This window comes from Blautia sp. MSJ-36, assembly GCF_018917985.1.
Taxonomy (GTDB): Bacteria; Bacillota; Clostridia; order Lachnospirales; family Lachnospiraceae; genus Blautia_A.
The window spans coordinates 1-12,580 of sequence record NZ_JAHLPQ010000014.1; the positions used below are offsets into that span (position 1 = coordinate 1).

Below are 12,580 nucleotides of genomic sequence, written 5' to 3' on the forward strand. Positions count from 1 at the left end.
CAGACATGATCATTATTACGGATAACATCTGATGAAGGAAGAACCCCTTCTTCTGTTATCTGATTTATAGAAACTTATTAACCAAGTAGTCTTGATTGACTACATCATTATTATACTAGGAGGTGAGTAAATGACACAGGGCGAAAGAGTCAGAGAAGTCCGCAAATTTCGTAAAATGAGTATGGAGCAATTTGGGGAACGATTAGGTGTGCAAAAGTCTGCAATATCTAAGATTGAAAAAGGTGATCGTGGTCTTACAGAACAAATGCTCAAAGCAATATGTCGCGAATTTAATGTTAACGAGACATGGTTGCGGACTGGCGACGGTGATATGCCCCAGAAACTTTCTGAGGAAGAAGAGATTGCTGATCTGGTATCAGATGTTTTGGAAAATGGAAAGAATAATGAGTTTTATGGAATTATCTTAGAAATTATCCGGACATACAACGAGTTATCTCCTGGATCTCAGGAAGTAATCAAGAATTTTAGCAAAAAGCTCGGTGAAAATTTAAGCAAAAAGAAAGAGGGCTAATGTCCCCTCTTCCTTTCGAGATGTTTCTTTATAAGAATGATAATCTGTTTTAAAAAAGTTTCATCTGCAGAATCCATTTTTTCAAGCATCTCCATAATGTAGCTTTTGTATTCATCCTGCTTTTTCATATGTATCCCTCCGTTCTGCGTCTTTTCCGAACGTTTGTTTGTTTTTAATATACATCAAACTTACGTTCTTTGCAAGGAAATTGAGTACGTTATATTATACTCATCTCCTTTTTGTAACTATAATACGCACTTTTTCGACACTTTTCGTCACTCAGGAGGGAATCGTCCAGAATTCTGGACACTTTTTTACTACTTGTACGGAGAATCATATAAATCAGAGATCCGTACTCTCAGCACTGCTGCCAGACGTTCCATATTATCCATTGTTGGGGAATATGTTTCGTTGGCAATGTTGTTGATCGTGGATTTTGAAATCCCGGTTAAAGTTGCCAGTTGTCGTGCTGATACGTTTTTATTGTACATAATGTCTGCTAATAATATTTTCATGTTTATATTGTAGACAAGAACATCTTTTCTATTCATAAAGGAGGCATGTATGGGATTATTTAATTTTTTTCGTTCTCCACGTTATGATATGGATACTCTTGCTGGAATAAATGCAATACCTGTTCCAGCTAAGAATTACCATACTGGAACAGATACAAAAGATTGCATTTATTATCTTTTGCAGAGAAAAGCTACAGAGCATAAAAAAGCCGGTCGTATGGACTGCGCTATTGCTTGTTTAAAAAAATCCAACGAGCTTTCTGACTATGAAAATCGCCCACTTTTAACTGAAAAAGAGTATTTACGTCTTATAAAATACATTGAATTAACTGGCAATCATGATTTTGCTGAACAAGAATTAAACGAAATATATCGTAAACATCCGGATTTTAAAGATAAGCGTGTTTCAAATCTTGTCCGAATTAAGAATGCTCTTAGTGAATGTAAAAAACAGAATATTGACTTCGTAACAATTTCAACCAACAGCAGTTGCCCTATATGCAGCAAATACAACTCAAAAGTATTTTCAATCAGCGGCAAGACAAAGAAATACCCTAAACTGCCATCAAAAATATCTAAAAATGGTGGCTTTTGCCCTAATTGCATTTTAGGAATATATCCATATTTTGACGGAATCAATTCTCCCAAGTAATAACTATTAAGAGAATTTTATTGATTACTGTCGTATTATCTGTGGATATTATAATTTAAAGGAGGCGTTTCTTATGAAAAAGAAAACCTGGTGTATCTCACTGTTGTTGACTTTGTGCCTGCTCTTCTGCAGTATCCCTGTTCAGGCTGCAAGTGGCTGGAACTCTTCGTGGGGTGGTGGCTATCGAAGCACAGTTACCTTAAAGAAAGGCAAGACCGTTACATCCTATCTTTCCCGATCGGAGCGAGTACGGTTTAAAGTTCCGGGTTACGGTTACAAATGGAGCAGTTCCAACAAAAAATGTGCTACCATTTCCTCTTCTGGCGTTGCATTCTATAAGAAGAATGGTTCCACAATCATTACCGCAAGGAAAGGAAAAGCTATATACAAATGTAAACTTATAACAGAATCCCCCAGAGCTGGAAAAGCGGTATCTACAATGACTGCCGGAAAGACATATCAATACTCTATTTATGGAACAAAACAGAAAATAACTTGGAGATCTTCAAATAAATCTGTGGTTTCTATTGATTCCAGGGGAAAAGCTACTGCCAAGCGTTCTGGATATGTAACAATAACAGCAACTTTCGGAACTTATCATTTTGAATCTTATGTAAATGTCAATCCGAAACCCACCGTTGTAAAAACGTATAATATAGGACAGACCTGGAAAGTTCCTGGTCAGTGGAGTTTAAGAATCAATTCCGTCACAGAAATGGACGAACGTAATCCATATTCGGATGTTTATCCGGACGCTGTATATCTCATTGATTATACTTATGAAAATCTTGGATATGGTGATGGATTATATATTTCAATGGATCTTCAAAGAATTGTAGACGCAAAAGGCTATACTGGATATTCTTATCCAAACGACCAGGCATATTATCCTCAGGAACTTCCTGTTGGTGCCAAGTGTCACGCTCAAGGAATCATCGGTGTTGATCATGCCGGAAACTTCAAGATTTATGTTGATCAATATACCAACACAACATACAAAAAATATTCCGCAATTTTTAATATAAAAATCAATTAAACATATAAAAACCGCCCCAGTACGCCAATACCGGGACGGTGGTGGATCTCCGAAGAGATATCCAATTTTTACCAAAGATATTGTATCATCTTCGGAGCGGCTACACAATCAGAACATTTGTGTGGTCGTTATTTTTGTACCCATTTTTACATATTTTAAACCGAGGTGATATTATGGAACTTTTAAATGTATGCATCTACCTGCGTAAGTCCCGTGCCGATCGGGAGGCTGAGGCCAGGGGTGAGGGTGAAACTCTTGCCCGCCATGAACGGATCCTTCTTGATCTTGCTAAAAAGCGTGGTTACAATGTAGGCGCGATCTATAAAGAGATTGTATCTGGTGAGACCATTTCCGCACGTCCTGTTATGCAACAGGTTCTTCGTGAAGTGGAGGCCGGCATGTGGGATGGTGTCCTGGTTGTCGAGGTGGAACGTCTGGCCAGAGGTGACACCATTGACCAGGGTGTTGTCGCTAGGGCTTTCCAGTATTCCAGCACATTAATCATTACTCCACTTAAAACTTACGATCCAAATAACGAATATGACGAAGAGTATTTCGAGTTCGGGCTTTTTATGTCCCGCCGAGAATATAAGACTATTCGCCGCCGTCTTACTGCAGGTCGTGAATCTTCTGCAAAAGAAGGTAAGTATTGTGGTAGTAAGCCGCCATACGGATATTCCCGCATAAAGCTCATCGGTGAAAAAGGATGGACACTGCAGCCTGTTCCGGATCAGGCAGAAATCGTCAAACTTATATTCAATTTGTATGTCCATGGAGTATCAGGCGAAAGAATCGGAATGGCAAAGATCTGCCGTAAATTAAATGATTCCGGAATCAAGACCATGGATGGCGGCCTGTGGACCGTTCCTCGCGTGCAGGCAATTCTCAGAAATCCGGTGTATGCAGGGATGATACGCTGGAACAGTAGAAAGGCTGTAAAGCATATACAGGACGGCCAGATAACCATCTCACGCCCTTTCGCTCAGGATCATATTCTTGCCGAAGGCAGACATCCTGCTATTGTATCAAAAGAACTTTTTCAGCAAGCACAGGATATTGTAAATCGAAACCCTGCGCGGCCGCTTAATTCTCTGCATGTGCTCCGTAATCCGCTTGCCGGTATTGTCCGTTGTGGAAAATGCGGTTATGTTATGACCCGTAAATCCCCAAGTGACAGACAAGGTGCTCTACTCCGATGTCCATATAGTTCCTGCGACAATATAAGTAGCAAGCTCCCTCTTGTTGAAAAAGCTCTTCTTGACGGAATCCAGGAACTTGTAGATGGCTACAAGTTAAATAGCAGTTTTTCTGATCAGGAATATTCTCTTTCTATTTCTGAAAAAGAAGAAATGATCCGGGGAAAATTAAAAGAAATTGATATTTTGAAGAAAAAGAAAGAAAAACAATACGATCTTCTTGAACAGGGAATTTATTCTACAGATGAATTTCTTGAGCGTTCCAGAGCTACTGCCGCCGAACTGTCTGCCTGCGATACAGTGATTTATTCTTTAAGGCAAGAAATTAAACACGAACAAGAACTCCAGTTTCAGCGTTCTTCTTTTATTCCCAAGTGTGAAGATCTTCTCGCTCATTACTGGACATGGGATACGTCTACAAAGAATCAGTTTCTTCGTGAGCTGATAGAAAAGGCTGTTTATACTAAAAGTAAAAGAAACACCTGGAAAAATGGTGATGATGTTTCTTTTACTTTAGATATTTACCCAAAAATACAGCAAAAATAAGTGTGGGTAGCCTTTATGTACCCACACATTGGCACGTATCGTGTCCTCCGGCCAGGTTGCATAGATCTCACTGCTGGCCACGTTTTTGATATAATCCTTGTATCTTACATAATGATCCTGTGCAGAGGTATCCCCTACCGGCCCGTCGTGGACTACGATATACTCCGGGATCACCACTTTGTTTAATACGATCTCGCCGGTTTCATTTATCGGCTTGATCTCTGCTTCCGGATTTTTGGGAGGATATTCCCCAAAAAGCGTATGGGGTCCGATGACGATCCGCTGATAGTCCTCTCCACTACCTTGCTGTCTGCTAAGGGATGCTCCCTGCCTGGCAATGGAATGGGGAAGAACTTCTGTACCGGCTACTTCTTTTGGTGTAAAACCCTCGGCACTGATCCGGACTGTATATTCTGCATAGGGCTGCTGCTCCACCGGTTTCATGCTGTATTCCAGCGGAGGAGCTGCCAGATCCAGCATGGGCGTTTTTCCGGAAGAATCCGTACGGACTTCCTCGATCACATTATCCGGTACTCCCGTATAAGAAATCCGCACTCTGGCATTTTCCACAGGGCGGTTATTGGCTCCGTCCTGCACCGTCACCTGCAGCCGTCCCTGATCCGGGGTATCCTGCTGCATGGAAAGATAAGAATGATTTTTCATAAACAGAGACTCCTTTTTGTACCTGAAAACACACTGACTCTCTGCCAGTATATGCACAAAATCAAAAAAATGCCATATATCTTACTGTGCTTCCTCCCAGTAATCTTCCGCATCCTGGATATCATCAAACTCATCTGCATGATCATAATAAAAATCTTCCGGATCATCATAATCCTGCACATCGTACATATCTTTTCTGTCATTATTCCTGCTGGTATTTCCACGGTAAGTTTTTTTCCCGGATGTTGTGGATGAAACAAATTCCACTACACTGCTGACCCGTCCGTTTCTGCAGACTGCCATGAATTTTTTTGCTCCATTGCTGTTATACCACATATATCTGTACTGAATGTCCTGTGTCCTTTTTCCCGGTGTGTCCCGCCAGTAATGTTCTGTTCTTTTCTCTTTTGCCCTTCCCAGAAGCGTAATATTTATATATTTTTCTTTCATTCCTTTATATGGCTCATCTTTCTTCCTCATTTTTTCCTCTTCTTCTTTTTCTTTCTGTGCCATATATTTTTCATACTGTACTTCTGTATCTTCTTTAGCACTCTTCATTTCTTCTGCATATTTACCACTGTACTTATCCTCTTTCGGAAAATTCCATATGAGTTTATGCAGCTCCTCAATTCCTTCTTCGTTCTGAACAGCTTTGCAAAACTTTGCATACCGGATAATATATTCTGCATCCTCATAATTTCCCGGAAGTTTTTCAAGTAATTCTATCGCTTCATCATATTCACCTGCATCCATGCATTCTCCCGCTTTTTCATAACATACATTATTCTGTTTTTCCTTAAATTCTGCATTTTTTATCTGGATTGCCTCATCCGCTTTTATGATCAGAAAAGGTGCCGCCAGAACAACTGCTATCAAAGCCGCCAGTATTAAAATATTCTTTTTCAAATTCCCATATCTCCTTCTCTTTTGCTCTGATATCTTCATTATATAATAAATATCTGCACAGAAAAAGTGCTGTATCATCTTCTCATAGATCATACAGCACTAAATATTTGCCTTATTTTGTCAGATATCAGAAAATCTTCAAAATATCATTATACATAACCACAACCATCAGCGCCATCAGAAGCATCAGTCCCGCAAAATGGATCATGCCTTCTACCTGGCGGTTTACCGGTTTTCTCCGGATTGCTTCTACCACCAGAAATACCAACCTTCCTCCGTCCAGTGCCGGAAGGGGAAGCAGGTTCATCACTCCCAGGTTGGCAGAAAGAAGAACTGCCATGTTCAGCATATTCATCCAGATCATCAGTGTTCCTTCGCTCTTGGACTGTTCGTAAGTATCCCCGATGGCATCCACAACACCAACCGGGCCGCTTAAGTCTTTCATTCCAAGATGACCGGTCACAAGCTCTTTCAGACTTAAGATCGTAGTGCGGATCATGTATTTTACTTCCACCGCACCGTATTTCAGAACATTGAAACCGGAAGTCTTTTCGCTGTATGTGTTATATCCGAAACCGGAAACCGGTGTCCTGTATTCTCTTGGTGTAATCTCCGCCTCATATTCCAGCCCGTTTCGTTCATAAGTGATCGTCACAGGTTCATCAGACAGTGGATGCTCCTCGATATATTTTTCATATGCATTTCCATCCGGGACTTCCACACCGTTGATCTTCGTGATCACATCGCCCGCTTCCAGACCTGCTTCTTCCAGCGGCATTCCTTTGATCAGGGATTCCACTGTCATGGAATTTACATCGGAACGGTTGAAGCCAAGGAGATATCGTACATTTACATCCGGCTTATAGGAGATCTCCTGTTCTTTTCCATCACGTTTTACCTTCAGATGGATGGTATCTCCCTCTTTCAGCTCATTGAGATACGAATACACATAGAGATCTTTTCCCAGGTCAATGTGATATCCCTGGTACTCTGTGATCACATCGCCTTCTTTCAGGCCTGCCTTTTCTGCTGCGGAACCTTCTGTTACCTGCAATACAGTTGCAGGATCATAGCCAATACAGCCCACAATGATCACAGACAGGACAAAGGCCAGCAGAAAATTAAATACCGGACCAGCGGCAACCACCGCAATCCTGCCCCACACAGGAGCAGAATTAAAGGTTCCCGGACTGTCATCTTCCGCATCTTCTCCTGCCATGGCACAGGAACCGCCAAGAGGAAGCAGTTTCACAGAATAGCGGGTGCCACCTTTTACCGTACTTATGATCCTCGGACCCATGCCAAGAGAAAATTCCACCACCTCAATGTGGTTCTTTTTTGCCAGGAGAAAATGTCCCAGTTCATGGATCAGTATCACAACGCTGAAAATAATTACAGCAATCACAAATCTCAATTTACCACCTGCTTTCGATCCACTGGTAAGTATCCTGCTCTACAGAAAGGATCTCATCCAGATCCGGATGCGCGATTTTTTTATGTCTTTCCATAGACTGTGCAATAATCTCATAAATATCCAGAAAGCCAATCTTTTCTTCCAGGAATTTCTTTACTGCAAGCTCATTGGCCGCATTAAAGACAGTCGGCATACTTCCCCCTTCCCGGGATGCCTGGATTGCCATAGGAAGTCCGCGGAATGTGTCCATATCCGGAACCTCAAATGTGATCTCACGGAGTTTCGTGAAATCAAGACGGTCTCCATCCAGATAACGTCTGTGTGGATAGTACAGAGCGTACTGGATCGGAAGTCTCATATCCGGAGTTCCAAGCTGTGCCATGATCGCGCCGTCTTTAAATTCCACCATGGAATGAATGATACTCTGTGGCTGTACCACCACCTGAATATGATCCAGGTCCATGTCAAACAGCCACTTGGCCTCCATAACTTCCAGACCTTTGTTTACCAGGGTCGCGGAATCTACGGTGATCTTCCGTCCCATTACCCAGTTTGGATGTTTCAGAGTATCCGCAACCGTAACATTTCGAAGTTCTTCTGTGGTACGTCCGCGGAATGGTCCGCCGGATGCCGTGACCAGAAGTTTATGGATCTCTTTGTTTTCTTCTCCATGGATAGCCTGGAAAATGGCGCTGTGTTCACTGTCAACCGGAAGGATGGATACGCCGTATTCCTTTGCCATTGGCATGATCAGATGACCGGCTGTGACAAGGGTCTCTTTATTCGCCAGGGCGATGTCCTTTCCCGCACGGATTCCTTCCATGGTAGGACGGATCCCGATCATTCCCACGATCGCAGTGACAAGAATATCGGATTCCGGCATGGACGCAAGTTCCAGAAGTCCTTCCATTCCGCTGACTACCTTTGTGTCCGTATCCGCAATACGTGTTTTCAGGTCCCGGGCTGCCTTTTCATCCCAGACTGCAGCCAGAAGCGGATGAAACTCCCGGATCTGTTCTTCCAGTTTCTCCACACTTTTTCCCGCACTGACCGCAACAACACGAAGATCTTCGTTTTTTCTTGCCACATCCAGTGTCTGAGTTCCGATGGAACCGGTAGAACCTAAGATTGCAATATTCTTCATTTCAATATCTCCTAAATTCCAAGAATCGTTTTTGCAAGATAATAAATAACAGGAGCTGTGATAATCACGCTGTCAAAACGGTCCAGAATTCCTCCGTGACCCGGGATCAGCTTACCATAGTCCTTAATGTTCTGATTTCTCTTGATCGCAGATGCAGCCAGATCGCCTACCATGGAGATCAGGGCTCCAACTGCACAGATCAGGGCATACTCTGCCATTTTTCCCTGTGTGGCCGCTGCATAGATCACTCCAAGAAGCGCCGCTCCCACAACGCCGCCTACAGCTCCCTCGATGGATTTCTTCGGGCTTAAAACCGGCGCCATCTTATGTTTGCCGATGAGCATTCCCACACAGTAAGCGCAGGTATCACAGCCCCAGGAGCATAAAAAGATCAGCCATACCAGGAATTTTCCGTCCGGGAGGCTTCTGGTAAGATAGATAAAGGAAAGCATCACCGCAACATATACCACTCCGAAAAATGCTGCCATCACCTGTTCCGCACGGTATTTCGGATAACCGAATACATAGACAAACAGGATCAGGATCATACTGATGATGATCGCCATTGTTCCATAACTTCCAAAATCAAATTTCATGGCAATATAATAAAGCACTGCTCCAAGATATCCCACAAGTTCCAGCACAGTAACGTGCTCATCACTTACCTTCATTACCTTGTAAAGCTCTCTCATTCCGATCAGTGAAACAGCCAGAAGTGTAAAAAACAGAATCCAGCTGCCGGAAATGATAGTTGCCAGGGCAATGATGACAAGGACGATACCACTTATCAGTCTTGTCTTAAACATGATCTACTCCTCCTTGACGCCACCGTAACGTCTGTCTCTCTGATTATATTTTTCGATGGCTTTGACCAGCTCTTCTTTATTGAAATCCGGCCATGCAACCGGTGTAAAATAAAACTCGGAATAAGCCAGCTGCCAGAGCAGGAAATTGGAAAGACGCTGCTCTCCACTTGTACGGATCATCAGATCCGGATCCGGTACACCAGCAGTGTCCAGATAGCTCTCAATGGTATCCTCTGTAATGCTGTCCGGCTCAACTTTTCCGTCTTTTACATCCTGTGCCATCTTCTGCATTCCACGGCGGATCTCATCCCGGCTTCCGTAATTTAATGCCAGCTGGAAATAAATGCCGTCAAAATCTTTGGAATATTCCTCCAACTCCCGGACACTCTGCTGGATATCCGGTGCAAAAGCAGTAATATCCCCGATGACTTTCATACGCATATTATTTTTCTTGGAAATCTTGATACATTTCTTAAGATAACTGCGGAACAGCTTCATCAGCGCTTCCACTTCTTCTCTGGAACGTTTCCAGTTTTCTGTGGAAAAAGCGTAAACGGTAAGGTATTTTACTCCCAGATCCTTAATATCGTAACAAATGTTCTCAAGATTGGCGCATCCCTTTACATGTCCGTAGGTTCTCGGCATTCCACGTTCTTTTGCCCACCTTCCGTTTCCATCCAGAATAATCGCGATATGATTTGGTACGTTCATAAATCTCCTCCATACAGAAAGAGAGCTTCTTCAAAGAAGCCCTCTTTATCCTCGTATCTCTTACAATTATACAGTCAGAATCTCTTTAGACTTGTTCTCGATCGCCTTGTCAACTTCCTTGATGTACTTATCTGTAAGTTTCTGGATCTGATCCTCAAGCTCTTTGATCTCATCCTCAGAAACATCCTGTTTTGCAAGTTTCTTAAATGCATCGTTGGCATCACGACGGATATTTCTTACTGCAACCTTGGCACCTTCGCCTTTTTTCTTAACGTCTTTTACTAGCTCTTTACGACGTTCCTCGGTAAGCTCCGGGAAAACAAGACGGATCATTTTTCCATCGTTGCTCGGGTTTAATCCAAGATCAGAGCAGAGAATTGCTTTCTCGATAGCTTTGATCATGCTGGACTCCCATGGCTGGATCTGAATCATACGTGCCTCCGGAACAGAAATGTTTGCCACCTGCTGAATCGGAGTTGGTGCTCCATAATAATCTACGGTAAGTTTGTCAAGAATATGCGGGTTTGCACGGCCGGCTCTGATTGTTGTCAGCTCACTCTCCAAAGCATTCAGTGTTTTTCCCATTTTTGTTTCGTATACCTGAATTCTCTCATCCATTTCACATATCTCCCTGTATGGTTATTTTTTTATTATTCCCTTCTGCTTACACAGTTACCTTTGTTCCGGAGAACTTACCGTGTACAGTGTTGACGATGCTGTCTTTTTCATCAAGACCGAATACCAGCATCGGCATCTTCTGCTCCATGCACATGATGGAAGCGGTGAGGTCCATAGCTGCCAGTTTCTTGGCAACCACTTCATCAATGGAAATCTCATCATACTTCTTGGCATCCGGATTTACCTTCGGATCGCTGTCATAGATTCCATCAACAGCTTTGGCAAGAAGAATGGCATCTGCGCCAATCTCAACAGCACGAAGTACTGTAGCTGTATCTGTGGAAAAATATGGATGACCGGTACCACCTGCAAAGAATACAACTCTTCCTTCTGCGAAGCTCTCTTCTACAGCATCTTTAGAATAAAGAGTGGTAAATGCGCCACATACAAACGGGGTAAACACCTCTGTCTTAAGTCCCACATATCTGCAGATGTCAGATACATAGATACAGTTCATGATTGTAGCAAGCATACCGATCTGGTCAGCCTTACTTCTGTCCATGGCCCCGCTGGTACGTCCTCTCCAGAAGTTTCCTCCTCCGATTACAATACCAACCTGAAGTCCTTCATCCACAATAGTCTTGATCTGTTTGGCAACTTCTGTAACGGTTGCTTCATCAAAACCTCTCTTCTGCTCTCCTGCAAGAGCCTCTCCGCTTAATTTCAGTAACACTCTTTTCATATGTTTATTCTCCTTTACCATACGCCGGACACAACTTCATTTCCATTATTATCAAAAGTTGTGGAAACCGTAAACGTATCATAATAATAATAACCTGTCTTACCGGACTCCGGTTCATCCTCATAGTCGCTGCCATTCGGACTGCCGCATGCATTTACAAGATCTGTCATGGACTGGCCAATATATCCTTTTGCCACAGATGCCGGATCATCATCACTGGATGGTGCTTCTGTGGGATCCGGATCATCCGAAGAATCTGAAGACGGAGTAGATGGTGAATCTGTACTGCTGGAATCACTGCTGTCAGTATTATCCCCACTGCTATCTGCTGAAGAAGATGCGGAATCTGTGCTGCTGGAATCTGTACTGTCCGTGGAATCTGTACTGCTGTCGCTGGAATCGCTCTCTTCACTGTCATCCTCAATACCGAGTCTTGCCTTCACATCCTTCAATGTGGAAACTTCCTTGGTGCTTCCACTTGTCAGATATGTAGCATATGGGATTCCATCTTCACCCTCGCCATCCATACAGAGACTCAGCTGAGAAATTGTCAAAAGCGGCAGTTTACGGAAGAAGCATTCATTCTGCTCCTCGTCAGAAAACGTAATTCTCACATCAAAACTTGTTGCTGCGTTACCGTCATCATCTTTCTGGCTCTTTTCCATATAATAAACGGCTTTATCTTTGTCAGCCAGCGTAAACTTACCACTTACAAGATCACTGCCCCAGGTCTCATCGCTGTCATCTCCGTCATCTCTGGTAGGACGGACATAAATCGCAGAGATTGTAGAGCCCATTTTATTTGTAAACACAATACTTGTGGTTGTCTCACTCTTGGTTCCCATCACATTCTTGATGTTCGCTGTATCGTCTGTAGATGTCTGCATTTCTACCACATCTGTCTTCGCTGCTTCTGTCACAGTCGGTGTCACAGTTACTTCCACTTTCTGTTCAGGTGCCACGGAATTCTTCTTCCCACATCCGGCAGCAAGCATACTTGCCGCAAGAATTCCTGCAAGAATCAAATAACGTTTTTTCATTATATCTCCTCCATATAAAATGGTTCTATTTGCTGTCAGCTTACCTCTTTCTATTATTA

15 protein-coding genes are annotated in these 12,580 nt (G+C 42.9%); 4 read left to right on the forward strand and 11 right to left on the reverse strand.

Annotated features, from left to right (window positions below):
• Nucleotides 1-130: 130 nt before the first annotated feature.
• Nucleotides 131-532, forward strand: a complete 402-nt coding sequence (locus tag KQI39_RS10730) for a helix-turn-helix domain-containing protein (protein ID WP_173775746.1) — start codon at nt 131-133, stop codon at nt 530-532.
• Here KQI39_RS10730 and KQI39_RS17575 read toward each other — a convergent pair.
• On the reverse strand, nt 529-660 hold the full coding sequence (locus KQI39_RS17575) for a hypothetical protein (RefSeq protein ID WP_256443744.1): 132 nt from the start codon (nt 658-660) through the stop codon (nt 529-531). The two genes, KQI39_RS10730 and KQI39_RS17575, sit on opposite strands and share 4 nt — an antisense overlap.
• Nucleotides 661-849: 189 nt before the next feature.
• Nucleotides 850-1,023 carry a helix-turn-helix domain-containing protein gene (locus KQI39_RS10735; RefSeq protein WP_253293146.1) on the reverse strand — a complete coding sequence of 58 codons (174 nt, stop codon included), beginning with the start codon at nt 1,021-1,023 and terminating at the stop codon, nt 850-852.
• Between the two features lie 73 nt (nt 1,024-1,096).
• Here KQI39_RS10735 and KQI39_RS10740 point away from each other — a divergent pair, with 73 nt between their 5' ends.
• The 3 genes from KQI39_RS10740 (at nt 1,097) to KQI39_RS10750 (ending at nt 4,477) form a co-directional block, all read left to right on the forward strand.
• Nucleotides 1,097-1,699 carry a phage minor capsid protein gene (locus KQI39_RS10740; protein WP_216418289.1) on the forward strand — a complete coding sequence of 201 codons (603 nt, stop codon included), beginning with the start codon at nt 1,097-1,099 and terminating at the stop codon, nt 1,697-1,699.
• Between the two features lie 73 nt (nt 1,700-1,772).
• Entirely contained in the window at nt 1,773-2,735 is a 963-nt protein-coding gene (locus KQI39_RS10745) for an Ig-like domain-containing protein (RefSeq protein ID WP_216418291.1), read from the forward strand.
• Nucleotides 2,736-2,908: 173 nt separating this feature from the next.
• The gene (locus tag KQI39_RS10750; protein WP_216418292.1) at nt 2,909-4,477 is read left to right on the forward strand and encodes a recombinase family protein; all 1,569 of its coding nucleotides are present in this window, start codon (nt 2,909-2,911) and stop codon (nt 4,475-4,477) included.
• Here the strand turns inward: KQI39_RS10750 and KQI39_RS10755 are convergent.
• From KQI39_RS10755 to KQI39_RS10795, 9 genes are all read right to left on the reverse strand, one after another.
• The gene (locus KQI39_RS10755) at nt 4,445-5,140 is read right to left on the reverse strand and encodes a carboxypeptidase-like regulatory domain-containing protein (protein WP_330654033.1); all 696 of its coding nucleotides are present in this window, start codon (nt 5,138-5,140) and stop codon (nt 4,445-4,447) included. The genes KQI39_RS10750 and KQI39_RS10755 overlap by 33 nt on opposite strands.
• Before the next feature lie 81 nt (nt 5,141-5,221).
• Complete coding sequence (locus tag KQI39_RS10760) at nt 5,222-6,046, reverse strand: hypothetical protein (RefSeq protein WP_216418294.1); 825 nt, start codon at nt 6,044-6,046, stop codon at nt 5,222-5,224.
• Between the two features lie 127 nt (nt 6,047-6,173).
• Nucleotides 6,174-7,451 (reverse strand): RIP metalloprotease RseP, encoded by a 1,278-nt coding sequence (rseP, locus tag KQI39_RS10765; RefSeq protein ID WP_330385018.1) that lies wholly within the window; start codon nt 7,449-7,451, stop codon nt 6,174-6,176.
• A gap of 10 nt (nt 7,452-7,461) precedes the next feature.
• The gene (gene dxr / locus KQI39_RS10770) at nt 7,462-8,604 is read right to left on the reverse strand and encodes a 1-deoxy-D-xylulose-5-phosphate reductoisomerase (RefSeq protein ID WP_216418296.1); all 1,143 of its coding nucleotides are present in this window, start codon (nt 8,602-8,604) and stop codon (nt 7,462-7,464) included.
• A gap of 11 nt (nt 8,605-8,615) precedes the next feature.
• Nucleotides 8,616-9,410 (reverse strand): phosphatidate cytidylyltransferase, encoded by a 795-nt coding sequence (locus KQI39_RS10775; RefSeq protein ID WP_216418298.1) that lies wholly within the window; start codon nt 9,408-9,410, stop codon nt 8,616-8,618.
• A gap of 3 nt (nt 9,411-9,413) precedes the next feature.
• Nucleotides 9,414-10,121, reverse strand: a complete 708-nt coding sequence (locus KQI39_RS10780; RefSeq protein ID WP_216418301.1) for an isoprenyl transferase — start codon at nt 10,119-10,121, stop codon at nt 9,414-9,416.
• Nucleotides 10,122-10,187: 66 nt separating this feature from the next.
• A complete protein-coding gene (gene frr / locus KQI39_RS10785; protein WP_148448895.1) occupies nt 10,188-10,739 on the reverse strand; it encodes a ribosome recycling factor in 552 nt (183 codons plus the stop codon).
• A gap of 46 nt (nt 10,740-10,785) precedes the next feature.
• A complete protein-coding gene (gene pyrH, locus KQI39_RS10790; protein WP_216418303.1) occupies nt 10,786-11,481 on the reverse strand; it encodes a UMP kinase in 696 nt (231 codons plus the stop codon).
• A 14-nt stretch (nt 11,482-11,495) separates the two neighbouring features.
• Nucleotides 11,496-12,521 (reverse strand): hypothetical protein, encoded by a 1,026-nt coding sequence (locus KQI39_RS10795; protein ID WP_253293147.1) that lies wholly within the window; start codon nt 12,519-12,521, stop codon nt 11,496-11,498.
• Between the last annotated feature and the right edge of the window lie 59 nt (nt 12,522-12,580).

Excerpts from the sequence above, each read along its gene's own strand:
- KQI39_RS10730 (WP_173775746.1), top strand. The coding sequence starts at position 131 with ATGACACAGGGCGAAAGAGTCAGAGAAGTCCGCAAATTTCGTAAAATG.
- KQI39_RS17575 (WP_256443744.1), bottom strand. The coding sequence starts at position 660 with ATGAAAAAGCAGGATGAATACAAAAGCTACATTATGGAGATGCTTGAA.
- KQI39_RS10735 (WP_253293146.1), bottom strand. The coding sequence starts at position 1,023 with ATGTACAATAAAAACGTATCAGCACGACAACTGGCAACTTTAACCGGG.
- KQI39_RS10740 (WP_216418289.1), top strand. The coding sequence starts at position 1,097 with ATGGGATTATTTAATTTTTTTCGTTCTCCACGTTATGATATGGATACT.
- KQI39_RS10745 (WP_216418291.1), top strand. The coding sequence starts at position 1,773 with ATGAAAAAGAAAACCTGGTGTATCTCACTGTTGTTGACTTTGTGCCTG.
- KQI39_RS10750 (WP_216418292.1), top strand. The coding sequence starts at position 2,909 with ATGGAACTTTTAAATGTATGCATCTACCTGCGTAAGTCCCGTGCCGAT.
- KQI39_RS10755 (WP_330654033.1), bottom strand. The coding sequence starts at position 5,140 with ATGAAAAATCATTCTTATCTTTCCATGCAGCAGGATACCCCGGATCAG.
- dxr (WP_216418296.1), bottom strand. The coding sequence starts at position 8,604 with ATGAAGAATATTGCAATCTTAGGTTCTACCGGTTCCATCGGAACTCAG.
- KQI39_RS10775 (WP_216418298.1), bottom strand. The coding sequence starts at position 9,410 with ATGTTTAAGACAAGACTGATAAGTGGTATCGTCCTTGTCATCATTGCC.
- KQI39_RS10780 (WP_216418301.1), bottom strand. The coding sequence starts at position 10,121 with ATGAACGTACCAAATCATATCGCGATTATTCTGGATGGAAACGGAAGG.
- frr (WP_148448895.1), bottom strand. The coding sequence starts at position 10,739 with ATGGATGAGAGAATTCAGGTATACGAAACAAAAATGGGAAAAACACTG.
- pyrH (WP_216418303.1), bottom strand. The coding sequence starts at position 11,481 with ATGAAAAGAGTGTTACTGAAATTAAGCGGAGAGGCTCTTGCAGGAGAG.
- KQI39_RS10795 (WP_253293147.1), bottom strand. The coding sequence starts at position 12,521 with ATGAAAAAACGTTATTTGATTCTTGCAGGAATTCTTGCGGCAAGTATG.